The organism is Vibrio jasicida CAIM 1864 = LMG 25398 (genome assembly GCF_000400365.1).
Taxonomy (GTDB): Bacteria; Pseudomonadota; Gammaproteobacteria; order Enterobacterales; family Vibrionaceae; genus Vibrio; species Vibrio jasicida.
This window is the reverse complement of the sequence record NZ_BAOG01000003.1, coordinates 327876-354720: the sequence shown is the minus strand read 5'-3', so window position 1 is coordinate 354720 and position 26845 is coordinate 327876. Positions and strand designations below refer to the sequence as shown.

The window sequence follows — 26845 nt, the reverse complement described above, 5'->3', positions numbered from 1 at the left end:
GTGCAAATATGGTCCTACAGAAACAAAAGTGGCGGCTATTGTGATAGCCGCCACTCGTAAACTCATTGATTTTAAAGATTTAGGCATCAAACACCTGAGAGTTACCATCGTGATCGTTATCATTTTGCTGTGCCGCTACGATCTTTAACTTGATACCAAACATTTCGCGGTACAGGATTCCCTTCAAATGGAAGAAGAACGGTAGCACGAAGATCAAGCCAATTCCGTAGAACATTGCAGCAATAATAAACATCAACATCACGCCCAAGTAAAGCCCTGCAAGAACAAAAATCTTCTTGTTGACTGCACGAAGAGACAATAGTAATGATTGCATTGGTGGCACTCTTTTCTCACAAATCAATAAGATAGAATGACTAAAAGCTAAAGAAAGGTATAACGATAGTAGAGGAAAAATCATCCCAGCTACGCCCTGCAGCATTAGACTAAATAGCGTCGCTAAAATCACTGGCACCGTGAATTGTAGGCCTTTACCAACGTGACGTACTTTTGTTTTCAACCCAGCGACATGGCTCATAGCCATCAAACTGATACCCGCATAAATTGGCGCACTGATCACTTCGTAACTAAAGTTAGCGACATAAATAGCAGAGACGATGTCAGTGGTAAAAGACTCAGGGTCTTGCAACGCATCAAGAATCACACCTGGGTCACCTAATTGAAGTTGCAATGCGATATAGAAGATGCCCAACTGAACGAAAAGCAACAAGATGATCGCTGGCGAGAAGGACAAAAATTGTTGAATGGTCGTGCGCCAAGCCTCACTAAAAACAGCACCCGCTTTTAGTTCATACTTGCCAGAAAGAGCTCGCTCTACACTCCCTCCTAAATTGAAATCTTTCTCAAAATCGTTGTTCATATGTTATCCAAGGCTAACTTGTAAATTTTTTTCTGGAAAACCAGCCAATTAATAAGGGCGTCATTATAAAGAAATCTTTCCAAGTCTAAAATCAGATCTCGGCCTCAATACTTGCAATATCTTCTATTTGGTCGATAATTAACCACTCGCAAATCTATGAAATTGAAAACATTTGCTGGCGAAATTAAAACCCTACAAAACGATAGCGAAAGCGTAAATACCCCCATAAAAACAGTATGGTAAGGAATGTTTACTTTTGCCTGCAAAATTTTTTCTGTTTCAAGATAAGAAAATGCTTTGATTTCACAATTTTGGTGATTATGATGCGCGCCTCAAAAGTGAATGACTAATGTCACATCAATGGGATATAACCCAATTTGAACGTGGGAGAAATACAGACGTTGAACGCTAAACAGCAAGCAGGAAAGCCAGTAGTTCGTCTATCTGGTATTAGCAAAAGTTTCGATGGCAAGGAAATCATCGGTAATTTAAATCTGGATGTTAATCATGGTGAGTTTCTGACGATTCTTGGTCCATCTGGTTGTGGTAAAACAACGGTTTTACGCATGATCGCGGGCTTTGAGACGGCAGACAACGGTCAAATCGTATTAGATGACCAAGATGTAACACAGGTTCCTGCAGAGCAAAGGCACGTCAACACGGTATTTCAGAGTTACGCACTCTTCCCTCATATGACCGTATTTGAAAACGTTGCTTTTGGTCTTCGCATGCAGAAAACACCTGCTGCAGAGATCGAGCCACGAGTAATGGATGCGCTGCGCATGGTTCGCCTTGAAAAAATGGCACAGCGTAAGCCACACCAACTTTCTGGTGGACAACAACAACGTATCGCGATTGCTCGCGCGGTTGTCAACAAGCCAAAAGTACTGCTGCTAGATGAATCTCTATCTGCACTTGATTACAAACTACGTAAGCAAATGCAAATCGAGCTTAAACAGCTTCAGCGTCAACTTGGTATTACCTTTATCTTCGTTACGCACGATCAGGAAGAAGCCCTATCGATGTCTGACCGTATTATTGTTATGCGCGACGGTGTTATCGAACAAGATGGCTCTCCACGTGAGATCTACGAAGAACCTAAGAACCTATTTGTTGCTCGCTTTATCGGTGAGATCAACGTATTCAACGCAACCATGCTAGATCGTATCGATGAGAAACGTATCCGTGCAGAAATTGAAGGTGTTGAATCGGTGGTTTACTACGATCAAGAAGCACAGGCCGGTGACAAACTTCAAGTACTACTTCGCCCAGAAGACTTGCGTATCGAAGAGATTAAAGAGTCTGAAGAAAAAGGCATCGTAGGTCACGTGACCGAGCGTACCTATAAAGGTATGACGCTAGATTCAGTTATTCAATTGGATTCTGGCATGCGCGTGATGGTAAGCGAATTCTTTAACGAAGATGATCCAGATGTGGACCACTCACTCGGCCAGAAAGTCGCTATCACTTGGGTTGAGAGCTGGGAGGTAGTACTAAATGATAAGCAAGAAGCTTAATCTTCAGAACGCGATCATTACCCTAATCGTTGGTTGGTTAACACTGTTTGTGTTAGTACCAAACCTAATGATTATCGGTACAAGTTTCTTGACGCGTGATGAAGCGAACCTCATTGAATTAACGTTTACATTCGATAACTATCTTCGCCTACTTGATCCTTTGTACGCAAAGGTGCTGATGCACTCTTTCTACATGGCGATCATCGCGACATTGTTGTGTTTGGTTATCGGTTATCCATTTGCCTACATCGTAGCGAAAATGCCAGAGAAATGGCGTCCGTTTATGTTGTTCTTGGTTATCGTACCGTTCTGGACAAACTCTCTGATCCGTACATACGGGCTAAAGATTGTTCTTGGTACACAAGGTGTCTTAAACAAATCGCTGATGGCAATGGAAATCATCGATAAGCCGATACGCTTAATGTATACAGAAACGGCAGTGATGATCGGTCTTGTATACATCCTGCTTCCGTTCATGATTTTGCCGCTTTATTCGGCAATCGAGAAGCTAGACAACACTTACATTGAAGCTGCAAAAGATCTTGGTGCGAACAAGTTTCAAACCATTACGCGAGTAATTTTGCCTTTAACAATGCCTGGCATTATCGGCGGTTGTTTGTTGGTTCTGTTACCAGCACTAGGTATGTTCTACATCTCTGACCTTCTTGGCGGCGCGAAGAACCTACTGATCGGTAACGTAATTAAGAGCCAAGTATTGAACGCTCGTGACTGGCCATTTGGTGCTGCGACCAGTATCGCCCTCACCTTCGCAATGGCTGTTATGCTTTATGCTTACTACAGAGCAGGCAAACTATTGAATAAGAAAGTGGAGCTAGACTAATGGGACGCACAGTTAGATTTAGCTTTATGGCGCTGGTATATGCTTTTCTGTATCTACCAATTATCGTCTTAATTGTTAACTCATTTAATGCCAACAAATTTGGTATGAAATGGGGTGGTTTCACCACGAAATGGTACGAAACCTTAGTAAACAACGACAGCCTAATGCAGGCTGCATGGCATTCATTGAACGTAGCGGTATTCTCTGCAACAGCGGCAACCATCATTGGTAGCTTAACGGCTGTTGCCCTATTCCGTTACTCGTTCAAAGGTAAAGGCGCGGTCAACGGCATGTTATTTGTTGTAATGATGTCACCAGATATCGTTATGGCGATTTCATTACTTGCTTTGTTCCTTGTATTAGGTGCACAGCTTGGCTTCTTTACCTTATTGATTGCTCACATCACCTTCTGTCTACCATTCGTTGTGGTAACAGTGTACAGCCGACTAAATGGCTTTGATGTGAAAATGTTGGAAGCAGCGAAAGACCTAGGCGCGAGTGAATGGGTAATCTTAAAACAGATCATTCTTCCTCTTGCAAAACCTGCGGTAGCTGCGGGCTGGCTATTGAGCTTTACCCTGTCTCTGGACGACGTAATTATTAGCTCATTTGTAACAGGTCCAACTTACGAAATCTTGCCATTGAAGATTTACTCAATGGTTAAGGTGGGCATTTCACCAGAAGTGAACGCCCTAGCAACGGTCATGTTGATTGTTTCTTTGGTATTGGTAGTGATTTCTCAGTTGCTAGCAAGAGAAAAAGTAAAGTAGAATCCGCATCCGTTAACATCACGAAACAGAATGGTTACATGCCATTCTGTTTTTCTATCTATCGTCCAAAATTGGACAACGTTTGGTTTGGAGCTAACGTCAATGAAAAAATGGGCTACTCTATTAGCTGGTAGTGCATGTGCGCTTTCTCTGTTCTCTGGTACAGCGGCAGCGGATGATAAAGAATTAGTATTTATGAACTGGGGTCCTTACATCAACAGTAATATCCTAGAACAATTTACTAAAGAAACTGGCATCAAAGTCATCTACTCGACTTACGAGTCGAATGAAACCTTGTATGCAAAGCTAAAAACTCATAACCAAGGTTATGATCTAGTGGTACCTTCCACTTACTTCGTAGCGAAGATGCGTGACGAAGGTATGCTACAAAAGATCGATAAGACTAAACTGAAAAACTTCGGTAACCTAGATACTAACTACCTAGACAAGCCTTACGATCCGAACAACGACTACTCTATTCCACACGTTGTTGCGATTACAGGTCTAGCGGTTAACGCTGACATGTACGATCCAAACGAGTTCCAAAGCTGGGCTGACCTATGGAAACCTGAGCTTGAAGGTCAAGTAATGCTGATGGATGACACTCGTGAAGTCTTCCATATCGCATTACGTAAATTAGGTTACTCAGGTAACTCTACGGATCCAAAACAAATCGACGAAGCGTACGCAGAGCTACAAAAGCTTATGCCAAACGTTCTAGTATTCAACTCTGATAACCCAGGCGCTCCATACATGTCTGGCGAAGTTGGCGTTGGTATGCTTTGGAATGGTAGCGCGGCAGCTGCTCAAAACGAAGGCATGAACCTAAAGCTTGTATTCCCTAAAGAAGGCGGTATCGGTTGGGTTGATAACTTTGCAATCTCTTCTGGTGCGAAGAATGTAGAAGCTGCTCACAAGATGATCGACTTCCTACTACGTCCAGAAATCGCAGAGCAAATCTCGGCTGACACGGGTTACCTGACTGCTGTTGCAGAGTCTAACGCTAAGTTTAAAGACGTTGCACCATTGTTCCCTTCTCAAGAAGATCTTGACCGTGTTGAATGGCAAGACTCTGTTGGGAACATGACAGCGAAGTACGAAGATTACTTCCTAAAGCTTAAAGCGGGCCAATAATCGCTTAATAAGCCATCTAGTAAATGAAAATAGGCAGCAATACGCTGCCTATTTTCGTAATTGACTGATATAATTACACGTTGCTAGGTTTATTTGACACAGCTTCAACATTCTCCGTCGATGAAGACATGATGTTTAACGTTCGTGCTCAAATAAACAGGATTGTGCTTATCGCAACTTGGCTCAAATCGGTATCTGTTACTAGTATTGATTTGACCTGTTGCTGAACAAAACGGAAATAAAATGAAAAGTAAATTCTACGCAAGCGCACTGTGTGCAGCGACGCTAATCGCTTCCCCTGCAATGGCTGCTGATCAAGAACTGTATTTCTACAACTGGTCGGAATACATTCCAAACGAAGTTCTTGAAGACTTTACAAAAGAAACTGGAATTAAGGTTATCTACTCTACGTACGAGTCTAACGAGAGCATGTACGCAAAGCTGAAAACTCAAGGTTCTGGTTACGACTTGGTAGTACCGTCTACCTATTTCGTATCTAAAATGCGTAAAGAAGGCATGCTGCAAAAGATCGACAAAGAGAAGCTTTCTCACTTTGCTGATCTAGACACTAACTTCCTGAACAAGCCGTTCGACCCGAACAACAACTACTCTATCCCTTACATTTGGGGTGCGACCGGTATTGGTATCAATGCTGACATGCTAGACAAGTCATCGGTTTCTAAGTGGGACGATTTCTGGGATAGCAAGTGGGAAGGTCAACTAATGCTGATGGATGATTCTCGCGAAGTATTCCATATTGCATTGACTAAGCTTGGTTACTCACCAAACACGACTAACCCAGACGAGATCAAAGCAGCTTACGAAGAACTGAAAAAGCTAATGCCAAACGTGTTGGTATTTAACTCAGACTTCCCAGCAAACCCATACTTAGCAGGTGAAGTCTCACTTGGTATGCTTTGGAATGGTTCTGCTTACATGGCTCGTCAAGAAGGCGCGAACATCGACATCATCTGGCCAGAAAAAGGCACTATCTTCTGGATGGACAGCCTAGCAATTCCAGCTGGCGCGAAGAATGTTGATGCAGCTCATAAGATGATCGACTTCCTACTACGTCCTGAGAATGCTGCTAAGATTGCACTAGAGATTGGTTACCCTACTCCAGTGAAAACAGCGCATGACCTACTACCGAAAGAATTTGCTAACGATCCAAGCATCTTCCCACCACAAGAAGTGATGGACAGCGGTACATGGCAAGACGAAGTTGGTGAAGCAAGTGTGCTTTACGATGAGTACTTCCAAAAGCTAAAAGTAGACAACTAATCACTCTGTCGAAATAGTTTAGAAAAGCGGCTTAGGCCGCTTTTCTTGTATCTGAAGGTCGCTATTTGTGGCTCAATCCATACTGCTCAAATTGCAAAGCATCAGAATGCAACGTTTCAAAATACAAAAAGGCATCGAATCACTCGATGCCTTTGTTAAAGAAGGTTCTGTCCGTTTAATTAAGCGCTGGCTTCGTTTTCCAGAGCAAGAATTTCGTCAACCAATTTTGGCACTTCAATACTTGCTTTGCCGTAACGCTTCTCTTCAAACTCACTCTCGACAGCACTTGGCTCCAAGTTAATTTCAATCGTATGTGCACCATGCATCTTCGCATCATGTACAAAGCCTGCAGCTGGATATACCACGCCAGAAGTACCAATAGAAACAAACAAGTCTGCTTCTTCCAAAGCCGCATAGATCTCACCCATGCGTAGTGGCATTTCACCAAACCAAACAATGTGAGGGCGCATTTGCGCTGGGATCTGGCAACAATGGCACAATTCACCGGTTTCAATGTCTTCTGAATGTTCGATGACTTGGTTGGATTCACTGCAACGTGCTTTAAGCAATTCACCGTGCATGTGAATGATATTGGCGCTACCGCCTCTCTCGTGCAGATTATCAATGTTCTGAGTGATAATAGTCACTTTGCCTTCCAACTGCTCTTCTAGGCGTCCTAGTGCGATATGAGCCGCATTCGGCTTGATATCTTCGCCTTGAAGCTTTGAACGACGTTGGTTGTAAAAGCTTTGAACAAGATCCGGATCGCGGTCGAAACCTTCTGGCGTTGCCACGTCTTCTATTCGGTGATTCTCCCAAAGACCATCTTGAGCTCGAAATGTTTGAATACCAGACTCAGCCGAGATGCCAGCGCCAGTAAGTACGACAATATTTCTGTATGGGAAATTCATAACCTATCCTTGTTGCTCTTTTTATTAAGCTTAACACCGATACAAAAACAACAATAGCAATAAGGATTAGACCATGGTCGTAAGCCTGCTGATTTGCCTCTAATTTCTGCTTAAAAACTGGTGACATTAAGAAGATTTTCTACAATAAAAAAGCCTCGCGTTTGCGAGGCTTTTGAACAGATAGACCGTTTTAAAGGTTTGGACCTGTAGACGGTCTGTGCGGCATATTGTTGCGCAGCTGGTTCATACCTTGGTACATACGTAGGAACCACACGAGAATCGCAAGCGTTGCGAACAGCATACCTACCCAAGGAATGAAATAAGCAACCGTGTCTAACAAGGTACTGTGCACCCAATAATCACTTACGCCAACCAATACACCATTCGATGTTGCCACTGTTACGATCAGAACAACAAAGAACGTGAAGTACAGGAAGAATGTGCGAATCAAGCCGTAGTAATGTGAATTCACTACGTCACTGTCTTCACCTTTATCCAAACGGTAACCCGCGTAAATGATTGCGATAACGCCTGAGATCAAAAACGTAAACGGGGTAAAACAACTCAGGATGTAGGCAACCCAAATCCCGTTATGAGGTTTGTTCATTCGTCTTCGCTCCTTTTACGTCCGTTTGAGCTGTGTCAGCCTCACCCATCGCTTCTTTAGATTTCACTTCTTCATACCAAAGGTCGTGGTGCTCTTTCGCCCATGTCTCGTCAACTTCACCAGTAACCATACCTTCTAGTGCACCTTCCATACCGAATAGACCGATGTAGATGTGGAAGATAAAGCCACAGATCAGAATCAGTGCTGAAATCGCGTGAACAAGGTTAGATAGTTCCATATCGCGGCGAGTTTGGCCGAAAATTGGGAAATCCAGAACTAAGCCACTCACTGCAGCAATAGCACCGAAGAAGATCAACAGCCAGTAAATCGCCTTCTCACCACCGTTTGAGAAACCAGCCGATGGATGCGTACCTTTATGCTTACCAACCATGCCGCCCATTTTCATGAACCAACGAATGTCAGTCATTGTTGGAATGGACTTACGCCACCATTTCAACAGAACAAACATCAGCAAGATAAAGAACAAAGGACCCATGTAGTTATGGTACTGCTTCGCCAACATGACGATGAAGCCCCAGAACTCAGTTGGTACGTACGGCTTCAAGAAGTGCTTACCGTAAACCAGCATCAAACCACTGAATGCTAGCGTTAAGAAGGTAAACGCCATGCTCCAGTGTAGTGCGCGGTCTAGTCGAGACCAGCGTTTCATCTTCTTGCCAGTACGTGGCTTGCTTAACATCAGAGGACCAACGAATACGTAAGCCATGATAACCATTGCGATACTGCCGAAAATCGCGACAGCGCCCGCAGGAGACATCCATTTCTCTTTAAGAATGTACCAAGTCTCACCCGGAGTACTGATCAGCACACCGTGTTCCGCTGATTTCGACGTGGTATAGCCTTCTTGCCCCTCTTTGACCTGACGCCAGAAGTCTGCACCTGCAAGTTGCGTCATCTCCTGTTGTACCACTGGAGATGTGTCTTCTTGCGCAGACGCTGGCATCGAAAAGGTCAGCAGTAATGCTGTCATCATAGACAGCATTACAAGAGACGCACGTTTAAGAGTATTTAACATGTGTCTCTCCTACTTAGCTTTTGGTTGCGTCGTAAGAAAGATCGTTACCGTCTGTCCAACCTGCGTTTTTCGCACCGCGCTCAACCACACGTTGACGGAAGATGTCAGAAACTTTCTCTGCATCACCCGCTAGCAGTGCTTTTGTTGAACATAGTGACGCACACATAGGTAGCTTACCTTCAGCAATACGGTTCGCACCGTACTTCTCACGCTCTTCTAGAGAACCTGGTTCTGTGTTTGGACCACCTGCACAGAAAGTACATTTGTCCATTTTGCCACGCTCACCGAATGACGCTTGTTTCGGGAACTGAGGCGCACCGAATGGACAAGCAAACAGACAGTAACCACAACCGATACAAAGATCTTTGTTGTGAAGAACGATGCCATCTTCTGTGTGCTCGAAACAGTCAGCTGGACAAACCGCCATACAAGGCGCATCTGTACAGTGCATACAAGCAACAGAGATTGAGTTTTCACCTGGTTCACCGTCGTTTAGTGTTACCACGCGACGACGTTGAATACCCCACTCAAGCGCATCATCGTTTTCGTTCTTACATGCAGTAACACAGCCGTTACACTCGATACAGCGTTTGGTGTCACATAGGAATTTCATTCGTGCCATTGTCAGACTCCTTACGCTTTACGAATGTTACATAGGGTTACTTTAGTTTCCTGCATCAAAGTAACAGGGTCGTAACCGTAAGTGGTTGCCGTGTTGGCTGCTTCACCAACAACATAAGGATCCGTACCTTCAGGGTACTTAGGACGTAGGTCTTCACCTTCGAACTTACCGCCGAAGTGGAACGGAATGAACGCCAGACCCGGTTTAACACGACGAGTTACCATCGCTTTCACCTTGATGCGGCCTTTTTCTGCACCTTCAACCCAAACGTCATCGCCATCTTTGAAGCCAAGATCGTTTGCGTCTTTCGGGTTCACTTCAACAAACATCTCTTGTTGAAGTTCAGCAAGCCATGGGTTTGAACGTGTTTCTTCACCACCACCTTCGTACTCAACCAAGCGACCAGAAGTCAGGATGATTGGGTATTCACCAGACTTGTCTTCTTTCTGGATCGACTTGTAAAGCGTTGGTACACGGAAGATCGCTTCTTTGTCGTCCCAAGTTGGGTAATCCGTTACAAGGTCACGACGTGGCGTGTATAGTGGCTCACGGTGTAGCGGCACGCGGTCTGGGAATGTCCAAACAATCGCACGCGCTTTTGCGTTACCAAACGGGATACAACCGTGCTTGATTGCAACGCGTTGGATACCGCCAGACAGGTCCGTTTTCCAGTTTTTACCTTCCGCGGCTGCTTTTTCTTCAGCCGTTAGGTCGTCCCACCAACCAAGCTGTTTGATTAGCTTGTCTGAGAACTCTGGGTAACCGTCTTTGATTTCACAGCCTTTTGAGTAGCTGTCTTCAGCAAGTAGGCTTTGCCCTTCGAATTCAACACCGAAACGCGTACGGAAGTTACCGCCACCTTCTGCAACCGTCTTAGACGTATCGTACAAAATGTGCGTACCTGGGTGCTTCATCTCTGGCGTACCCCAACATGGCCAAGGTAGACCGTAAGTCTCACCATTCACAGGACCACCCTCTGCTTCCAGAGATGTCTTGTGGAATGTGTGCCAGTTTTGTTGGTGCGCTTTTAGACGTTCTGGGCTTTGACCTGTGTAACCGATGGTCCACATGCCTTTGTTGAATTCGCGAGTAATGTCTTCGATCACTGGCTGGTTGTTCTCTACGCGTACGTTTTTGAACAGCAGATCTTCATAACCTAGCTTCTTAGTTAGCAGGTACATGATTTCGTGGTCGGGTTTAGATTCGAACAATGGCTCGATAACCTGATCACGCCACTGAAGTGAGCGGTTAGATGCTGTCACACTGCCGTGCGTTTCAAACTGAGTCGTTGCAGGAAGCAGGTAAACGCCATCAGTACGATCGTTCATTACCGCTGCAACTGTTGGGTATGGGTCAACAATAACCATCATATCCAGCTTCTGCATCGCTTTCTTCATCTCAGGACCACGTGTCTGAGAGTTTACTGCGTGACCCCAGTAGAACATGGCACGAATGTTTTCACGTTGACGAATGTTGTCTTTGTTTTCAAGAACGCCATCCACCCAACGAGATACAGGGATACCTGCACTGTTCATTGGTTTTTGACCGCCGTACGCGTTGTCATCGAAACGACCTTTAATCCATTCGTAATCGATTTCCCACACTTTTGACCAGTGACGCCATGAACCTTCAGACAGACCGTAGTAGCCTGGTAGCGTGTCAGATAGTACGCCAAGGTCAGTTGCGCCCTGTACGTTATCGTGACCACGGAAGATGTTCGCACCACCGCCTGATTTACCGATGTTACCTAGTGCAAGCTCAAGTACACAGTAAGCACGTGTGTTGTTGTTACCAGTCGTATGCTGAGTACCACCCATACACCACACGATACAACCCGGACGGTTTTCAGAAAGCAGTTTCGCTGTTTGGTAAACTTCAGACTCAGGTACGCCAGTTACGCGCTCAACTTCTGCTGGTGTCCATTTAGCCACTTCTGCACGGATTTCATCCATACCGAATACACGTTGACGGATGAACTCTTTGTCTTCCCAGTTGTTCGCAAAGACATGCCATAGAACACCCCAAATAAACGCAACGTCAGAACCCGGACGTAGCGATACGTAGTGATCCGATTTTGCAGCGGTACGAGTACGACGAGGATCCGCCACAACGATCTTACAGTTGTTCTTCTCTTTCGCGATTAGGATGTGCTGCATCGCAACAGGGTGCGCTTCTGCAGGGTTTGAACCAATGAACAGCATCGACTTACAGTTGTGCATGTCATTGAAAGAGTTGGTCATCGCACCGTAACCCCAAGTGTTTGCTACACCTGCTACGGTTGTTGAGTGACAGATTCGCGCTTGGTGGTCAACGTTGTTGGTACCCCAAAGCGACGCCATCTTACGGAACATGTACGCTTGTTCGTTGTTGTGCTTCGCACTACCCAACCAGTAAACGGAATCTGGACCCGACTCTTTGCGGATGTCCATCACCTTGTTACCGATTTCTTCGATCGCTTGATCCCAAGAAAGCTTCTTCCACTTACCGTTTTCAAGCTTCATTGGGTATTTCAGACGACGCTCACCGTGACCGTGTTCGCGCAGTGCTGCGCCTTTTGCACAGTGTCCACCAGCGTTGAATGGGTGGTCAAATGCAGGCTCTTGACCTGTCCACACGCCGTTTTGAACTTCAGCGTAGATACCACAACCTACAGAACAGTGAGAACAGATGGTACGTTTTACTTCTGTTTTCGCTTCTGGATCCACCGATTTAGCTTGTGCTTTCTTCATCATGCCCGGTGCAAAAAGACTTGCACCTACAACCGCACCACCAGCAGCAAGCGAGGTGTTTTTCATGAATGCACGGCGAGAAACGCCAAGCTGATTGGTTTCTTTGCTCACACTGTCGGAGCGTTTGACAAGTTTCATCCGTTATCTCCTAAAGTGTGTCGTAGTAATCGCGAATGTGTTGAGTTTCACGATACCCTTTCTTCTTCACGTCTTTTTCAGAAGGCTCAACCGTTTCTGAAGCGCTTGCCACTTTTGTTGTTCCAGCGACAACCGCACCAGCTACGGCTGCAGTCGTTAAGCCTTTCAGGAGGTCCCTACGGCTTGTGTTTATTTCTTTATTATCTTTCATCATTGCTTCCTTACCTTACGGTAGATCTTTGGAGGCTATTGCCCCTCTATCGATATGACCAAGTACTGCCCGATTACTCGTAATCAGTGACGTTTTTCACATCAATTTTTAATTTGTGCTTACTGCTTTTGGTGTTCACGCTAAAGCGCACTTGTTCCAGTGTTAAGAACGCCTCACACAGTTGAGCTGCTGGCTTATAAAAGTTCGCGCTCTCTGCGTTTTCTAGTTGCTGAGTGAAAGAGTTAAACCAAGGTGCGATGTGTTTGTTAAACACCGCTTGTTGAAGATCTTCTTCTTCACCCGTTAGCATCGACATCACTTCACAAAGTGCTGCGATGTGGTCTTCCGGCTCTCTCACATTTTCATCGCGCTCGAAACCAAGCAGTTCCAAATCGTGACGAATTTCAGCCAGTGGTTTTTCCATCATTGCGCCCGTCATGTGCCATGAGCCAAACGGCATCACTTCACCACGACCGATACCAATGAAAAGATCTTGGTATTCATCTTCGAGCGCTTCACGGTTGGAATCTTTTGCCGCTTGCTGCAGTGCAATCCACGCTTTTTGCATTGCGCTTTCTGATGGTTCAACTTCTAGAGAAGTCAGGAACTCGATCATCTCTTCACTTGGTGCGCTACGGAAAAGCGCTGACAAAACCAAGTAGATCTCTGTTCTCAGTGTTTGTTCTTGTTCTCGTTGTGTATCCACTGCGAGCTCCTAGTATTTCAGTTGTTTCATTGGGTCTTCTGCCATCGACTCAAACATGTCGATCACACGGCAGTCTTCACACATCGCGATACGATTGATCGCCGCTTCATCAGAGAAATGAGAGTGACCGCGTAACTTGTTTTGTAGCATATCGATCATAGACTGAGGTGCGAATGGCTTATGACAGCGAATACATTCCGCTGCTTTCTCTTCGTGAATCACAACCGCTTTTTGGCGCTCTTCTTTCACCCAGTTCATGCGTGGCGTTAGAGTCAGAACTTTCTCTGGACATGCCTTTTCACACAAACCACATTGAATACAATCTTGTTCAACGAATTTAAGTGATGGAGATTCACCATCAGTATGAAGTGCACGTGTCGGACAAACCGCCACACAGCTCATACACAACGTACAATCTTTGCTTTCACAAGAAACATTGCCGTAAGGCGCGTTCGCAGGCAGTTCAACAATGTTCTCAACAGGAATACGAGAAGAAGACATTGCATCCAGCGCAGTAAATAGACGTTGACGCTTGTTACCTTGAAGATCGCCAAGGGCAAGGTCGAATGAATCTGTACATAGTGTTGGAGGACCTTCACGAAGCGATTCCAAGTAAAGGATATCGATGGTCTCTTTTGCGATACCAAGTTGATCCAATAGCTCTTGCGCGATACCTACTTCGTTATTTAGAACACGAATGATGGTTGCAGGCATAAAACGAGAAGCTGCAAATAGCACTTGCGTCGCGCCATTAACTAGAGCTGCGAACCATGTATCGATACCGATAGAAGGAAGCTCTTCAACCACAATTGGAATCACGTTATCTGGTAGCGCTTTCAGTGCCATCACGTTGTAAGTCTCGTGACGAGAACTACAGATAAGAACGATAGGATCCAGACCGCCCGCTTGCTCGTAGTTCGCTAGCGTGCGTTCAATGAATTTTTGCGTATCTTCAGGATTAGGTAGCGCGTAGTGAATCGCTTCTGTCGGGCAAGCCGTTGCACAAGTACCCACGCCCTGACATAGGTATGGGTTAATCTCGATGCGATGACCGGTTTTATCGCTGCCTTCACTTGATAGTGCACCAGCAGGACAAGCATCCACACAACGCTCACAACCTTTTACGCCACGAGAACTGTGCGCACATAGGTCAGTGTCCAGACGGAAGAATTTTGGCTTATCAAACGTACCCATTAATGTTGGGATTTCTTCTAACGCTTCTGCCAGTTTTGGATAGCCGCGTCCTACTGGGTAGTAACCCGGAACCGGAACCTCTTCTGACATGCAACTGTTTAGACAAAGATCGAGAACAACATCGAAACAATCACTATTAATAGCGACTTTTGCTAGGTTGCTTGTTAGACCGTTATTTTCGATAAGCACTTCAAACGTGCCTAGGAAACCAGAAACCTGAACTGAGTTTGCAAAGTACAGTTCTGGATTGGTGCCTTTCTCTCCGTCTGTAGAAAGAAGTGTCAGGCTGTTCATTTGAGATAGCTGCGCGGCTGCACTCTCAATGATGGCAGTCGGTCCAACAATCAGTGTATTACCGCCACTCTCGTAGCTCACCGTTGGTGGAATAAGATTGGTCAACTCTACGGTATTCTCAAACGCATACAGACGCGCTTTACCGTTATTGGAAGTTGCTTGTTCTAATAGTTGTTTCAACATTGCTCAGTTCCATTTATACGCATGGATAGTTTCTTCCATCTTTCATTGTAGTTAGCGCAGGCGATTCTGCTGATTAACTCGTCAGTAACTACCCCTTTTAGGTAGTCCCACCCGGGTTATCACTGCCTGTTGGGCAAATGGTCTAACTTCAACAAGAATGGTAATGAACAACAGATAGCAAATGTCGTGCCAATTAAATATCATCTAATTTTCAATAGGTTAGCTATTTATCTTGGAAATTGTAGGGATAAAAAAACCGACTGGGACATTTTGTCTCAGCCGGTTCATTGAGCGTTTAGTCAAAATGTACCTATTCTTTGTGTGGTATATTTTGTCTCACCTCTTCAGGGTCTAGTTTTGTCTCTGGAATATCACCCTCACTAGGCACTGTGTTTATATCCAGTTCTTTTTGTTCTTCGGGAATTTCGACACCTTCAGCAAGTTCTACATCAGCCGATTCAATATCACTTTCTTCATAAGATTCAGTTGATTGTGCGGTTTCTTCTGTTGGTTCTTCTTCCGTTTTCTCTTTTACCCAATCACGAAGTGTTTCAGCCACCCCTTCAGAAAGCGACTTGAGGTTACTGTAGTCATCATCGTAATCATCCAAGCCATCACGAACGTTAAACTCTTCTGATAAGAACATCTTACGCAGTGCGGCTTTCTTAACGCTCTCTGAAGCCTCAGACACCAATAGCTGCGCTACGGACATCTCTTCAGAATCAGTAGTTTCGCTTGATGCTTCTTGAGCTATTGCTCCTTTAGCTTCAGTCTCAGTAACAGAAGCCTCGGTAGCCAATGTTTGCGCTTCCGTACTTAAGTCTTCATGAGCTAGTGCGGTTTTTGGTTCAGTAGATTCAACAGGCTCCACTACCTTAGCGTCTGTAGACTCGGTAGTGGTTTCTTCCAATTTACGTTTCGACCAACGGCTAAAAAAACTAGTTGCCATTTGCTCTACCCGCTCCTTTGCGTTTCTTACGTCTTACTTCTAACAACTCACCATGGCGACCAATAAAGGCTTCCATCCAAGCTTGAATGGGTAATGGCATATCATTGGACAACACTAGGTTATCGCCATCCATATATTGTGCAGCAACCGTTTGAGAGGCAGTAAGCAATTGAATTATTGGTTTTTCACCAGAATCCACATTATCCATAATTAAAAACAACTTAGGTTGCTGAGAACTTAGATTAAATCGGTAATCAGTACGCTCATCTTTATGCAGTTGCAGTAAACACACATCTTGAGTCTCATCCGTTGGCGTGATTTCAAAACCTGCAAGCTGCCATTGAGTCGTAACCCAAATCCCAGTGCTGATTTCGTGCTCTACCAAATCAACGCCAATTGGCCATGAATCTTCTGTTTTTTCGTATTTGTTCTCGAACTCTTTCGTATTCGACATAACTCATCCAGTTTGTTCTATGTAGGCTTGAAGACAGAAAAGGACATTTTGTACTTTGCTTTCAACCATTTTAGCGTTACAAAGCAATAAACGCGCCAAATCAAACTCACTTTTCTCTCTATACAAAATTAGTCTAGCCGTCAGTGTGAGTCTGTGTCATTACTGCGAACTCTCAGTTTTAGCAGACATTTGACGTAAAGCCTCGCAATTTCATTTATACCCGCTATTTTGGAATGAGAATTGCTTTGTAATCCTTGTTAAGACAAAAGAACCCATCAATGAGAGCGTCCATGAGCTCTCTCATTCATCAGGACATGACTGTGGTAAAACCAAACATTATTAAAACCAGTGAAAATCCCCTACAGACCATCGAAGTAGAAGTGTTTGACGAATACGGTGAGAAGCTGACTAAGCAAATTGCGTGTGAACGCCCTCTTACCGTCATGTTGAACTGGAAAGAGATTGTCACACTGATGACACTCGGTTCTCGCCCAGAAGCGCTTGTATTGGGTTATTTGAAGAATCAAAGCTTTCTTTCAGATCCTGAAGCGATTGAATCTGTGATTATCGATTGGGAAACGCACACAGCTGCGGTTATCACCAAAGAGAACATAGAACATCTTGAAGGTGCATTGAAGAAGAAGACCGTCACGTCTGGTTGTGGTCAAGGCACTATGTACGGCAACGTAATGAAGCAGCTTGAAGATTATCAAGTACCACAAATGCCACTCAAACAGTCTGAGATATACACCTCGTTAGAAGCGTTGACGCACTATAATGACACTTACAAGAAAGCTGGTGCAGTTCATGGCTGTGCAGTGTGCAAAGGCGATAAAGTACTGTCATTTGTGGAAGATGTTGGTCGCCATAATGCTGTTGATACCCTCGCGGGCGAAATGTGGCTTAACCAAGAAACCGGCGAAGATAAAATTTTCTACACAACGGGTCGCCTTACATCAGAGATGGTAATCAAGGTCGCTCAAATGGGCATTCCAGTTTTGCTGTCTCGCTCTGGCGTTACGCAAATGGGCTTAGATCTAGCCAAGAAGTTTGGCATTACCACTATCGCTCGTGCTAAAGGTTTACGTTTCCAAGTATTCACAGGCGCAGAGAAAATTGATTTTGACGTAAAGGGAAATCAATAACTCATCATTAAGTCGCCAAATGAGTTAGACTTAAACAATCATATGGATTCACAAAGGATGTGAACGATGAACAACGATCAACTGTGGAATTATCTACTCACCCCAAGCGGTATCATCGTTTCGATGATCATTACTTTCGGGCTCGTTGGCATTTATGCTTATCTAATGAGGCAATTTAAGGATTGAACGCCACAACCTAGCGCTAGCAAAGAATTAGCGCTAGCAAAGAATAGACATAAAAAAAGACCTCGCGATGAGGTCTTTTTATTTATTCGGTAGAAGGATTAGCCTTCAATACCACGAGATTTTAGGAACTCAGAGTAAGTGCCTTTGAAGTCTGTGATTTTACCATCACGGATTTCGATGATACGCGTAGCTAGTGAGTCTACGAATACACGGTCGTGCGATACGAAGAACAATGTGCCTTTGTACTGCTCTAGTGCCGTGTTCAATGATTCGATAGATTCCATATCCATGTGGTTGGTTGGTTCGTCCATTAGCAGCATGTTTGGTTTGTGCATCATTAGCTTACCAAGCAACATACGACCTTGCTCACCACCCGACAGTACTTTTACTGACTTCTTAATGTCGTCTTGACCAAACAGCATACGACCTAGGAAACCACGGACCACTTGCTCGTCGTCGCCTTCTTGACGCCATTGACCCATCCAATCTGTCAGGTTCATATCTTCTGCAAAATCGTGTGCGTGGTCTTGCGCGTAGTAGCCAATGTTTGAGTTTTCAGACCACTTGAACTCACCAGAGCGTGGCTCTAGTACGCCAGCAAGAGTGTTTAGTAGGGTTGTTTTACCCACACCGTTCTCACCGATGATTGCAACGCGCTCACCGACTTCAAAAATCGCATTGAAGTTAGCAAACAGATCGTCTTCAAAACCTTGGCTTAGGTTTTCAACAATCAGAGCGTTACGGAACAACTCTTTAGACTGTTCAAAACGAATGAATGGGTTTTGACGGCTAGACGCTTTCACTTCGTCCAGTTTGATCTTGTCGATTTGCTTCGCACGAGATGTCGCTTGCTTTGCTTTCGATGCGTTTGCAGAGAAACGCGCAACGAACGTTTGTAGTTCAGCGATTTGTGCTTTCTTCTTCGCGTTGTCGTTCAACAGACGTTCACGGGCTTGGGAAGCCGCTGTCATGTACTCGTCGTAGTTGCCTGGGTAAACACGTAGTTCACCGTAATCCAAGTCAGCCATGTGCGTACATACTGAGTTTAGGAAGTGACGGTCGTGCGAGATGATGATCATGGTGCAGTTACGCGCGTTTAGCGTGTCTTCCAACCAACGGATAGTATCCATATCCAAGTTGTTGGTTGGTTCGTCAAGAAGCATCACATCAGGGTCAGCAAAGAGAACCTGCGCTAGAAGCACACGAAGTTTCCAGCCTGGCGCCACTCCACTCATTAGACCGAAGTGTTGCTCCATTGGGATACCTACAGCAAGAAGCAACTCACCCGCTTTCGCCTCGGCCATGTAACCGTCCATTTCCGCAAACTGAACTTCAAGGTCAGCCACTTTCATACCGTCTTCTTCGCTCATTTCTGGTAAAGAGTAAATACGGTCACGTTCTTGCTTCACTTCCCATAGTTCTTTATGGCCCATGATTACCGTGTCGATAACCGTGAACTCTTCATATGCGAACTGGTCCTGGTTCAGTTTTGCAACGCGCTCGTTCGGATCGTAGCTTACGTTACCGCTAGTTTGCTCTAGCTCACCACTCAGGATTTTCATAAAGGTTGATTTACCACAACCGTTAGCCCCGATTAAGCCGTAGCGGTTACCTTCGCCAAACTTAACTGAGATGTTTTCAAATAGCGGCTTAGCGCCAAATTGTTGAGTAATATTCGCTGTGGAAATCAAAACCTTTACCTTAGCAATTCAAGTTTATTGGGAAAAACCGCGCAACGTTACTGCTTAAGGCTACACACTTCAAGTTTTGTTTTTATTAATTAATGAGAAAAAGCTTTCTTCGTTCGGTTGTTTTTTGAGATTTGGCTAACATAAACCTTGCCATTCCTAAAGGTTCTTACCCTAACGGGTTCAAAAGTGAGACATAAATCTGTCATGACTAAGCATTGACATACCCCATGAGATTGGGTTTATAGTGCGTCCCCTTTTATCAATTCCGTACGTTATTCCTTTATTGAGCATCCGTTTCTCAAAGGAAATCGCAACATCACGCACGGTCATTGGGTAAAACTCGCATATCGCGATAAAGCAACTACACTAACTCTAACCTTATAAGTTTTAAGAGAATTTTATGCATTTCATGGCGCGCATTTTAATGCTAGTCGGTCTCGTGCTTTCTTTACCCGCTCACGCTGAGTGGGAGTACGAATTCCAACCTGAGCCTCAAGTATTGCCAGTGGCGCAAGAGATCACTCAGGAGATAAACAAATTGCCTGAACCTTTGTTTATGTCTGACCAAGACAAACGCAAAGTCAATCAACTGCTTAATGCAGTGATGAACGAGCAGCGCAAACAAACCCTCATCTTTGACCAACATTTAAAAGCTTATCGCGAGTCTGGTGAAGACAAAGAGTGGTTTGAAACTCAGTCTAGCAATTTGACTCTGAACAGCCTTGGTCAAAGCAAAGAGCAATTATTAGCGCTGACGGATCCGATTACACACGACAAGCTAACTGGCTTTGGTCCTTATGGTGTGACCCAATTCAAGCAAGAGTGGCGTCAAACTCAATTGAATGCGGAATACTTACTGTTCTTCCAGATTCGTTCATTCCAATCGCTGATAAAAGAGGTGTTCATTTCACCAATCCCAGTACTTTGGGCAGGCATTAAAGTACTGTTTATTTACTTTGGGTTGGTTTGGTGGTTAACCAACAGCAAGCGCATCATTACGCTGTTCCGTGAAACGCAATTAGACAATGTGGCCAAGCCTCCGATTTGGGTTCGTTTGATTTGGTACATTAGTCGTGCACACCGGGCGATTGCTTGGTTGATTGCAATTACGCTTTCTCTTCGCGTGCTATCAGAAATCCCGAGCTTGCAGCATTTGATCATTCTCGAGATCTTCACGTGGTGGGTGTTGGGTGGTTCTATTGCCATCAGCTTCATTTTAGAGTTTGCTTACCGTAACAGTCGTAGTACCAGCCAAGAAGTGATTGCGCTGCGTCTATCGACCATTCGTCGCTATGTATGGAGCGCGATTGTCGCAGGCGTGATTTTACAAATCTCGATTCGAACACTAGGCAAAGGCACCATTTATTCTTGGATCTACAGCGCACTGTTCTTTTGGTTTGTATTGGTGACACTGTCGGTATTGCGCCTATGGCGTAAGAAGGTATTTGAAGTCGCGGAAAAGCTCTCTGACCGCCCTGTTTGGGTAAACTGGGCCATCCGACGTAAAGATACCTTGTTACTAAGCATCATCGGTACGGCTATTTGTGCTGTGTGGATTATGCTGCACAGCTTTAAACACCGCATTGTTGCCATGTTGTCTAACTACACCATGTTTAGCCAAGCTTTAGCGTATTTGTTCCGTATTGAAGTCGCAAAACAAACGGGAAATAACGGTGCAGATACTAATCTCGTAAGAATCAAAGGCGAGCAAACGTTTGACTATATTCTCCCAGGTAGCGAAGAAAGCGAGTTGGTGGACTACGCCTCTGATGAAATCAAGCATCTGTCTAAATATCTCCTGACAGACAGCCCTGCCGTGTGCGTTATCTCGGGTGAGCGTGGCGTTGGTACAACAACCTTCCTACGCACTATCCTGAACAAAGTGAAGAACGCCGAACCGCTTTATTTGAACTGTCCATACGCAGGTTACAGCGAGTTGCTAAAAGAGTTGGCTCTGCAGCTTGGGTTGGAAGAAGACGCGTCTGAAATTCAGGTTCTTGCGCATCTTCGTAAAAGTGATACGCCTTACCTTATCGCCGTCGATAACGCCCAACGCTTAGTTAAGCCGATGGTGGGTGGTTTAGGCGGCCTAATCAAGCTGACTAACCTACTTCGCCGCTCTAAGAAGAACCACCGCGTTGTCATGGCGATTGAGAAAGCGAGCTGGCGTTTCGTTGACCGTGCTCGTGGCGAACGGTTGTTGTTTGACTGGGTGGCATTTATGCCGCGTTGGAGTGAGAAACAACTCTCTGCGCTGTTTGATACACGTATTAACCAACAGATTGAAAATCCAGTGACGTTTGATGGTCTTGTCGTCCCTAAGCAATGGGACCAAGAAGACATCACGGAAGAAGAACGTGCTAAACAAGGTTTCTACCGTATTCTGTGGCATTACTCAGATGGTAACCCGACAGTTGGCTTACGCTTTTTCCGCTTGTCCCTGCGTCAGGATAAAGAGACGCAGCAAGTGGTGGTTCGATTATTCCACGCACCAGAGTCTCAAGAGCTTGAGAAAATGCCGAAGCCAATGTTGGCCGTTCTGCGTTCTATTGTTCAGCTTGAAGTGGCATCGCCAGAGGAGTTGTCTGAATGTACCCAGCTCAGTATTGCGGAAGTTATCGGTACTCTTCGCTACTTCCAAAGCCGTGGCTTTATTGAGTGGAGCGAAGACAAAGCTCGCGTGTCGGACCACTGGTTCCGTCACATTACTAACGTTCTCGACCGTCAACATTTATTGGTGAAATAACGATGAAAAAACTACTCACCGTATTGGCTCTATGTTTATTGAGCTCCCCTGCATTGGCGACTGAAGAAATCGCGAGTGTCGATAATATCTCGCAAATTGCCAGCTTAATTCGCTGGAGCGGCGTGTTCTTCTCTATCATCGTAATTGCATGTACATGGTTGTTGCTTAAGTTCATGAGCTCGATGGTAGAAAGTATTGGTAGCCAATTTGTGCAGTATCGAATGGTGCTGCAAAAGCTCCAATCATTCCTGCAGTTCTTTATCTACTTAACTGCCGGCTCTGTGGTATTTATGATGAGCTTTCGCATCAACGACCAGATCCTTGCTTTGATTGGTGGTACGTTGGCGGTATCCGTTGGTTTTGCAATGAAAGACCTAGCGGCATCGTTCATCGCGGGTATGACGGTTATGGTGGATAGACCGTTCCAAGTTGGTGACCGCGTCACGTTTGAAGGAAATTACGGCGATATTATTGCTATTGGTTTGCGTTCTGTGCGTATGCGTACCCTAACCGATGACATCATTACGATTCCAAACAACAAGTTCTTGAGTGAAGTTGTGGTCAGCGGCAACTATGGTGCGTTGGATATGCAGGTGGTGATTCCGTTCTATGTAGGCATGAATGAAGACATTGCGTTAGCACGTGATTTAATTCAGGAAGCGGCCTCTTCAAGTCGCTATATCCATCTACCGAAGCCTGTGACGGTTCTCGTAAAACAGACGATTACTGATAACTACTTAGCAATTCAGTTAACGTGTAAGGCGTATGTGGTAGATACCGCCTACGAGAAGCTCTTTGAAACCGACATTACTCTACGTGTAATGAAAGAGTTTAAAAAGCACGGAATCAATCCTCCAAAGATTGCGGTGCATACGGGTTAATTCGACGTTTTCCTCTCGCACTTAGAGAGGAACAGATACAAAAAGGGTCAGTAAATTTACTGACCCTTTTTATTTGATTGGGACTCATAGTCAGTTCAAGAATAGCGCTAAACAATATTCATAACGTCAAGTAGCAACTCGGCTTTTTTAGGCAGATAGATACTGAATGTGCTTCCTTTGCCCCATTCCGATTCAGCTTTTAGTTCGCCGCCTGTTTGGCTAAGAATACTTTGCGAAACAGAAAGCCCTAGACCAGTACCGTCACGCTTAGTTGTATAGAACGGCGAGAAGATACGACTTAAGTTTTCTGGCTTGATACCGCAACCTTCATCGGTGACATGAATCGCTGCACCTTTCAGTTCGCCGTCTTCAATCCAATCATCACTCACGACGGTTAGCTTACCTCTGCCGTCCATCGCATGAATGCCATTCATCTGCAAGTTCACCAGAATCTGCAACAAGTGGTGGCGATTGATCTCGACCGAAGTATGAGCCTGTAAATCGGTGACAAACTCGATGTCGCGCTTCTTAGTACCGGTTTTAACCAGCGTAATACTCTCATCAATGATTGGGTTCACGTGTTGCCACGTAATTTCGTCTTGCACACCACCCTGACGGCTGTATTGCAGTAAACTACGCGTGATATTACGAATGCGGTCAATTTGAGCGTGAATGGCGTCAATTTCTTCCTGAACGCGGCTTGCCTCTTCACCTAACTCAAACTGAATCAATTCAACGTTACCCAGAATCACTGCGGTTGGGTTGTTAATCTCGTGTGCAATACCCGCAGTTAACTCACCCAGTGCGGCAAGCTTTTCGTTGACCACCAGTTTGTCACGCGTTTGGTTGAGCAGCTGAATATGGAGTTCGAGCTGTTCTGTTTTTTCCTTCAAACTCGCCGTACGTTTTTGAACTTTACCCTCAAGTTGCATCGCAGAGTTTTTAAGCTCGACTTTACGATCTTCAAGTGCATCCAACATATTGTCGAATTGGCGAGCTAACTGAGCCAGCTCGTGGTGTTCGTCTAGTCCGAGAGGCCCAATACGTTTTTCTTTACCCAACTGAACTAATTTCACGACTTTATGGATGCGTTCAATTGGACGGAATAAGTCTCGCGAGCCTCGATATACCATCACACCAGAAACTAAGAGCAGCATTAAAGTGATCAAGCTTATCTCGACGATATTGGTCATGTAGGCTTTTACGAATGGCCACATCAAGTAACCGGTGTAGAGCATACCGATGACATTATCGTATTGGTCTTTGATTGGCTGATATGCGGTGATATACCAAGCATCGTAAACAAATGCGCGGTCGACCCATTGCTCACCTTCCTCCAATACCTTGTTGTACACCTCAGAACTAACTCGTGTACCAATAGCGCGCCCCAAACGTTGGTCACTGTCTAAGGGAACATTGGTACTAACACGAAGATCATCCAAAAATACCGTCAGAGTCCCCACAGGACGGAGGGTGTCGTTATCACTCAAATAGATAAGATCACGAATTTGATCGACCAATACCGTGCTGTTGTTGAGCAGCAAACCGCCATCTAAGAAGCCAATTAAATCATTCTGCTGGCTGTAAACCGGTATTACGGTTCGACTCACCAAGCCACGCGCTTCCACACCACCATTTTTTAGAATCGGTACTTCAGCACGTTTTGCGAGTTCGGGGTCTAGCTTTTCCAGTTCTTTTCTGTCCAGAACATCGAAGAAAGATTCGCGCTTAGTTAAATCCATAAAGCGGAATTTGTTTTCCATCGAATTAACACGTTGGAAGGACAAAAAATCCAACCCGTAGCGTTTCTTCTGCGCAGTCACCCACTTTTGCAATTCTGCTTGTGGGACATTTTGGTTCACTCGGGTACGAAAATCATAAGAGTCCGCGAACGATTTCACGTAGTTCGCTTGTTTTTGTTGTAGTAAGGTGATGCTGTTATTGGCCACACCAAGACGTTCTGATACGTCCAGCAGCGCATTTTGCCACGTATAGTGAATCGACCAATAGATCGTGATACCAATCAATGCCAATGACGTTAAAAAGATTGGCGCGGAGGTCAAAATCAATAATCGATAGCGCACCATTGTTTTGAACCGATACGCCCATTTAGACAATCCCTTGCGTTGCTGCCAAGTACTATTCGGCATAATCCTCGTCCTCAGAGTCCCACTCTTTGTATTTGCGCTCTAGGGTTTTTCTTGCCACACCCAAATCACGTGAAGCAGCAGATTTATTGCCTTCATGAAGAGTAACTACTTGTTGTATATGCGCTTTTTCAACCTCTTTTAGCGTCCAAGTGTTTGGATAACCTTCACCGCTGAACTCTCTGCCCTCTTTGAATGTTGGCAGCTCTGCAGTATGAGAAACCGTAATCGACACGTTAGGCAGCGCATGTCCTCCATTCAATTCACGCCAATGGTGCGCGGGCGGTTTGCCTAACAAGATGCAGCGCTCAATGAGGTTTTTCAGCTCACGAATATTACCTGGCCATTCGTACTCACTCATCGCTTCCATATCCTCATGCGCCCACTTCGGTGCTTGCATACCCAGTTCGCTCGTTAGCATGTTGCTAAAATAAGGCACAAGCTCGAACAAATCGGTTTTGCGCTCACGCAGGGGAGCGACTTCGATCTTCAACACGTTCAAACGGTAGTAAAGGTCGCTACGGAAGTTGCCTTTGTTGACCTCTTCTTGCAGGTTGCGGTTGGTCGCCGCGACAATGCGCACATCAATGCTGATTTCGCGTTCAGAACCGACCGGACGAATGGTACGCTGCTCTAACACGCGCAGCAGTGACGCTTGCATGGATAACGGCATTTCACCAATTTCATCAAGGAATAATGTACCTCCGTTCGCTACGCGGAAAAGGCCTTCGCGAGACTTTTTAGCGCCCGTGAAAGCACCTGAGGTATGCCCGAATAGTTCACTCTCTAAAAGCTCTGGTGCAATCGCACCACAGTTAAGTGGGACAAATGGTCCTGTGCGACCACTCGCTTGGTGAATGCCGCGCGCAACGAGCTCTTTACCTGTTCCCGACTCACCTTCGACCAAGACTGATGCGCGAGAAGGCGCAAACTGGGTAATCAGCTGTTTGAGTTGACGGGTTTTCTCAGAGCCGCCAATGATTTCTGACGTGTGAAGACGCTGATAGTCACGTTTCATCGCGTATTGCATGCGCTCAGTCAAACGACGATCCATACAGCGGCTGACCGCTTTCAACATCTGCTCTAGGTTAAACGGCTTGAGGATAAAGTCCGACGCACCAAGCTGCAGTGCTCGAATTGCAATTTCCAAATCCGCGTAGCCAGTCATGAAGATGACATCCGCGCGTTTGTCGTCATCTTCAAACGCCTCTTCCCATTCAATCCCTGAACGCCCCGGCAAGTTGATATCCAACAGAATCAAGTCGTAGTGGCGTGAATTACGCAGTTCTTCCGCTTCTTCAATGCTGCCCGCTGTATCGACTTGCGAAAACAGTTTGCCCAGAGCCTTTTTAAGGATGGCTTGCATACCGAGTTCGTCATCAACGACCAGTACTGAAAAAGCGTTGTATTGTTGGTTTGTACTAATATGGGATTGAGTAGACATATTTACCCCAGTTGGATTGGAATGGGACAGAGTGTACCAAGTTTAAACAGAGATACCCTACAAAAAGTGCGACATTTTGTACCAACGCAAATTTTTATGCAAATAAGTCCATGAATTAGCGCATAAATCAAACCTTTTTAGCTTGTAAAAT

22 protein-coding genes and 1 pseudogene are annotated in these 26845 nt (G+C 45.1%); 8 read left to right on the top strand and 15 right to left on the bottom strand.

Annotated features, from left to right (window positions below; all coding sequences use genetic code 11):
- Together VJL_RS30310 and VJL_RS01620 are read right to left on the bottom strand one after the other, a co-directional pair.
- Nucleotides 1-87: pseudogene (locus tag VJL_RS30310) on the bottom strand (glucosaminidase domain-containing protein); the annotation flags it as partial.
- Nucleotides 80-877 carry a DUF2189 domain-containing protein gene (locus VJL_RS01620; RefSeq protein WP_038875069.1) on the bottom strand — a complete coding sequence of 266 codons (798 nt, stop codon included), beginning with the start codon at nt 875-877 and terminating at the stop codon, nt 80-82. The pseudogene VJL_RS30310 and the gene VJL_RS01620, both read right to left, overlap by 8 nt.
- A gap of 401 nt (nt 878-1278) precedes the next feature.
- Here VJL_RS01620 and potA point away from each other — a divergent pair, with 401 nt between their 5' ends.
- The 5 genes from potA (at nt 1279) to VJL_RS01595 (ending at nt 6420) form a co-directional block, all read left to right on the top strand.
- Nucleotides 1279-2394 carry a spermidine/putrescine ABC transporter ATP-binding protein PotA gene (gene potA / locus VJL_RS01615; RefSeq protein WP_009706100.1) on the top strand — a complete coding sequence of 372 codons (1116 nt, stop codon included), beginning with the start codon at nt 1279-1281 and terminating at the stop codon, nt 2392-2394.
- Nucleotides 2375-3235 carry a spermidine/putrescine ABC transporter permease PotB gene (gene potB, locus VJL_RS01610; RefSeq protein ID WP_038875067.1) on the top strand — a complete coding sequence of 287 codons (861 nt, stop codon included), beginning with the start codon at nt 2375-2377 and terminating at the stop codon, nt 3233-3235. The genes potA and potB overlap by 20 nt, the downstream gene beginning before the upstream one ends.
- Nucleotides 3235-4005 carry a spermidine/putrescine ABC transporter permease PotC gene (gene potC, locus VJL_RS01605; RefSeq protein ID WP_005389180.1) on the top strand — a complete coding sequence of 257 codons (771 nt, stop codon included), beginning with the start codon at nt 3235-3237 and terminating at the stop codon, nt 4003-4005. The genes potB and potC overlap by 1 nt, the downstream gene beginning before the upstream one ends.
- A gap of 102 nt (nt 4006-4107) precedes the next feature.
- Entirely contained in the window at nt 4108-5139 is a 1032-nt protein-coding gene (locus tag VJL_RS01600; RefSeq protein ID WP_038875065.1) for an extracellular solute-binding protein, read from the top strand.
- A gap of 243 nt (nt 5140-5382) precedes the next feature.
- Nucleotides 5383-6420 (top strand): extracellular solute-binding protein, encoded by a 1038-nt coding sequence (locus tag VJL_RS01595; protein WP_038875062.1) that lies wholly within the window; start codon nt 5383-5385, stop codon nt 6418-6420.
- A gap of 179 nt (nt 6421-6599) precedes the next feature.
- Here VJL_RS01595 and cobB read toward each other — a convergent pair whose 3' ends face one another.
- From cobB to VJL_RS01545, 10 genes are all read right to left on the bottom strand, one after another.
- Entirely contained in the window at nt 6600-7331 is a 732-nt protein-coding gene (cobB, locus tag VJL_RS01590; RefSeq protein WP_038872748.1) for a Sir2 family NAD+-dependent deacetylase, read from the bottom strand.
- A 190-nt stretch (nt 7332-7521) separates the two neighbouring features.
- Nucleotides 7522-7938, bottom strand: a complete 417-nt coding sequence (locus tag VJL_RS01585; RefSeq protein WP_038875061.1) for a hypothetical protein — start codon at nt 7936-7938, stop codon at nt 7522-7524.
- Complete coding sequence (locus tag VJL_RS01580; protein ID WP_038875059.1) at nt 7922-8974, bottom strand: formate dehydrogenase subunit gamma; 1053 nt, start codon at nt 8972-8974, stop codon at nt 7922-7924. Before VJL_RS01580 ends, VJL_RS01585 begins: the two co-directional genes overlap by 17 nt.
- Nucleotides 8975-8987: 13 nt before the next feature.
- The gene (gene fdh3B, locus VJL_RS01575) at nt 8988-9596 is read right to left on the bottom strand and encodes a formate dehydrogenase FDH3 subunit beta (RefSeq protein ID WP_005427693.1); all 609 of its coding nucleotides are present in this window, start codon (nt 9594-9596) and stop codon (nt 8988-8990) included.
- 11 nt (nt 9597-9607) lie between these two features.
- Nucleotides 9608-12463, bottom strand: a complete 2856-nt coding sequence (locus VJL_RS01570) for a formate dehydrogenase subunit alpha (protein ID WP_033006499.1) — start codon at nt 12461-12463, stop codon at nt 9608-9610.
- A gap of 10 nt (nt 12464-12473) precedes the next feature.
- Nucleotides 12474-12674, bottom strand: a complete 201-nt coding sequence (locus tag VJL_RS01565; protein ID WP_005427585.1) for a twin-arginine translocation signal domain-containing protein — start codon at nt 12672-12674, stop codon at nt 12474-12476.
- A 73-nt stretch (nt 12675-12747) separates the two neighbouring features.
- Nucleotides 12748-13380, bottom strand: a complete 633-nt coding sequence (locus tag VJL_RS01560; RefSeq protein WP_038875056.1) for a TorD/DmsD family molecular chaperone — start codon at nt 13378-13380, stop codon at nt 12748-12750.
- Nucleotides 13381-13389: 9 nt separating this feature from the next.
- On the bottom strand, nt 13390-15051 hold the full coding sequence (locus VJL_RS01555; RefSeq protein WP_038875053.1) for a 4Fe-4S dicluster domain-containing protein: 1662 nt from the start codon (nt 15049-15051) through the stop codon (nt 13390-13392).
- A 310-nt stretch (nt 15052-15361) separates the two neighbouring features.
- Nucleotides 15362-16000 carry a DUF3306 domain-containing protein gene (locus VJL_RS01550; protein WP_038875052.1) on the bottom strand — a complete coding sequence of 213 codons (639 nt, stop codon included), beginning with the start codon at nt 15998-16000 and terminating at the stop codon, nt 15362-15364.
- The gene (locus VJL_RS01545) at nt 15990-16454 is read right to left on the bottom strand and encodes a DUF3305 domain-containing protein (protein ID WP_038875049.1); all 465 of its coding nucleotides are present in this window, start codon (nt 16452-16454) and stop codon (nt 15990-15992) included. Before VJL_RS01545 ends, VJL_RS01550 begins: the two co-directional genes overlap by 11 nt.
- A 320-nt stretch (nt 16455-16774) precedes the next feature.
- On the opposite strand from VJL_RS01545, the gene VJL_RS01540 reads away from it, so the two are divergent.
- A complete protein-coding gene (locus VJL_RS01540; RefSeq protein ID WP_038875099.1) occupies nt 16775-17599 on the top strand; it encodes a formate dehydrogenase accessory sulfurtransferase FdhD in 825 nt (274 codons plus the stop codon).
- A gap of 284 nt (nt 17600-17883) precedes the next feature.
- Here the strand turns inward: VJL_RS01540 and VJL_RS01530 are convergent, their stop codons facing one another.
- Complete coding sequence (locus VJL_RS01530) at nt 17884-19476, bottom strand: ABC-F family ATPase (protein WP_038872740.1); 1593 nt, start codon at nt 19474-19476, stop codon at nt 17884-17886.
- Nucleotides 19477-19876: 400 nt separating this feature from the next.
- On the opposite strand from VJL_RS01530, the gene VJL_RS01525 reads away from it, so the two are divergent.
- The gene (locus VJL_RS01525) at nt 19877-22222 is read left to right on the top strand and encodes an ATP-binding protein (protein WP_038875048.1); all 2346 of its coding nucleotides are present in this window, start codon (nt 19877-19879) and stop codon (nt 22220-22222) included.
- Between the two features lie 2 nt (nt 22223-22224).
- Nucleotides 22225-23103, top strand: a complete 879-nt coding sequence (locus VJL_RS01520; protein ID WP_038872738.1) for a mechanosensitive ion channel family protein — start codon at nt 22225-22227, stop codon at nt 23101-23103.
- Nucleotides 23104-23210: 107 nt separating this feature from the next.
- On the opposite strand, the gene VJL_RS01515 is transcribed toward VJL_RS01520, so the two are convergent.
- Nucleotides 23211-25253 (bottom strand): sensor histidine kinase, encoded by a 2043-nt coding sequence (locus VJL_RS01515; protein ID WP_038875045.1) that lies wholly within the window; start codon nt 25251-25253, stop codon nt 23211-23213.
- A complete protein-coding gene (locus tag VJL_RS01510) occupies nt 25243-26694 on the bottom strand; it encodes a sigma-54-dependent transcriptional regulator (RefSeq protein WP_038872736.1) in 1452 nt (483 codons plus the stop codon). The genes VJL_RS01515 and VJL_RS01510 overlap by 11 nt, the downstream gene beginning before the upstream one ends.
- Nucleotides 26695-26845 lie beyond the last annotated feature (151 nt).

Bases quoted from the DNA above. Each gene is read 5' to 3' on its own strand.
- cobB (WP_038872748.1), bottom strand. From the start codon at position 7,331: ATGAATTTCCCATACAGAAATATTGTCGTACTTACTGGCGCTGGCATC.
- VJL_RS01580 (WP_038875059.1), bottom strand. From the start codon at position 8,974: ATGTTAAATACTCTTAAACGTGCGTCTCTTGTAATGCTGTCTATGATG.
- potB (WP_038875067.1), top strand. From the start codon at position 2,375: ATGATAAGCAAGAAGCTTAATCTTCAGAACGCGATCATTACCCTAATC.
- VJL_RS01565 (WP_005427585.1), bottom strand. From the start codon at position 12,674: ATGAAAGATAATAAAGAAATAAACACAAGCCGTAGGGACCTCCTGAAA.
- VJL_RS01595 (WP_038875062.1), top strand. From the start codon at position 5,383: ATGAAAAGTAAATTCTACGCAAGCGCACTGTGTGCAGCGACGCTAATC.
- fdh3B (WP_005427693.1), bottom strand. From the start codon at position 9,596: ATGGCACGAATGAAATTCCTATGTGACACCAAACGCTGTATCGAGTGT.
- VJL_RS01515 (WP_038875045.1), bottom strand. From the start codon at position 25,253: ATGCCGAATAGTACTTGGCAGCAACGCAAGGGATTGTCTAAATGGGCG.
- VJL_RS01620 (WP_038875069.1), bottom strand. From the start codon at position 877: ATGAACAACGATTTTGAGAAAGATTTCAATTTAGGAGGGAGTGTAGAG.
- VJL_RS01570 (WP_033006499.1), bottom strand. From the start codon at position 12,463: ATGAAACTTGTCAAACGCTCCGACAGTGTGAGCAAAGAAACCAATCAG.
- VJL_RS01600 (WP_038875065.1), top strand. From the start codon at position 4,108: ATGAAAAAATGGGCTACTCTATTAGCTGGTAGTGCATGTGCGCTTTCT.
- VJL_RS01520 (WP_038872738.1), top strand. From the start codon at position 22,225: ATGAAAAAACTACTCACCGTATTGGCTCTATGTTTATTGAGCTCCCCT.
- VJL_RS01525 (WP_038875048.1), top strand. From the start codon at position 19,877: ATGCATTTCATGGCGCGCATTTTAATGCTAGTCGGTCTCGTGCTTTCT.
- VJL_RS01585 (WP_038875061.1), bottom strand. From the start codon at position 7,938: ATGAACAAACCTCATAACGGGATTTGGGTTGCCTACATCCTGAGTTGT.
- VJL_RS01510 (WP_038872736.1), bottom strand. From the start codon at position 26,694: ATGTCTACTCAATCCCATATTAGTACAAACCAACAATACAACGCTTTT.
- potC (WP_005389180.1), top strand. From the start codon at position 3,235: ATGGGACGCACAGTTAGATTTAGCTTTATGGCGCTGGTATATGCTTTT.
- VJL_RS01545 (WP_038875049.1), bottom strand. From the start codon at position 16,454: ATGTCGAATACGAAAGAGTTCGAGAACAAATACGAAAAAACAGAAGAT.
- VJL_RS01550 (WP_038875052.1), bottom strand. From the start codon at position 16,000: ATGGCAACTAGTTTTTTTAGCCGTTGGTCGAAACGTAAATTGGAAGAA.
- VJL_RS01555 (WP_038875053.1), bottom strand. From the start codon at position 15,051: ATGTTGAAACAACTATTAGAACAAGCAACTTCCAATAACGGTAAAGCG.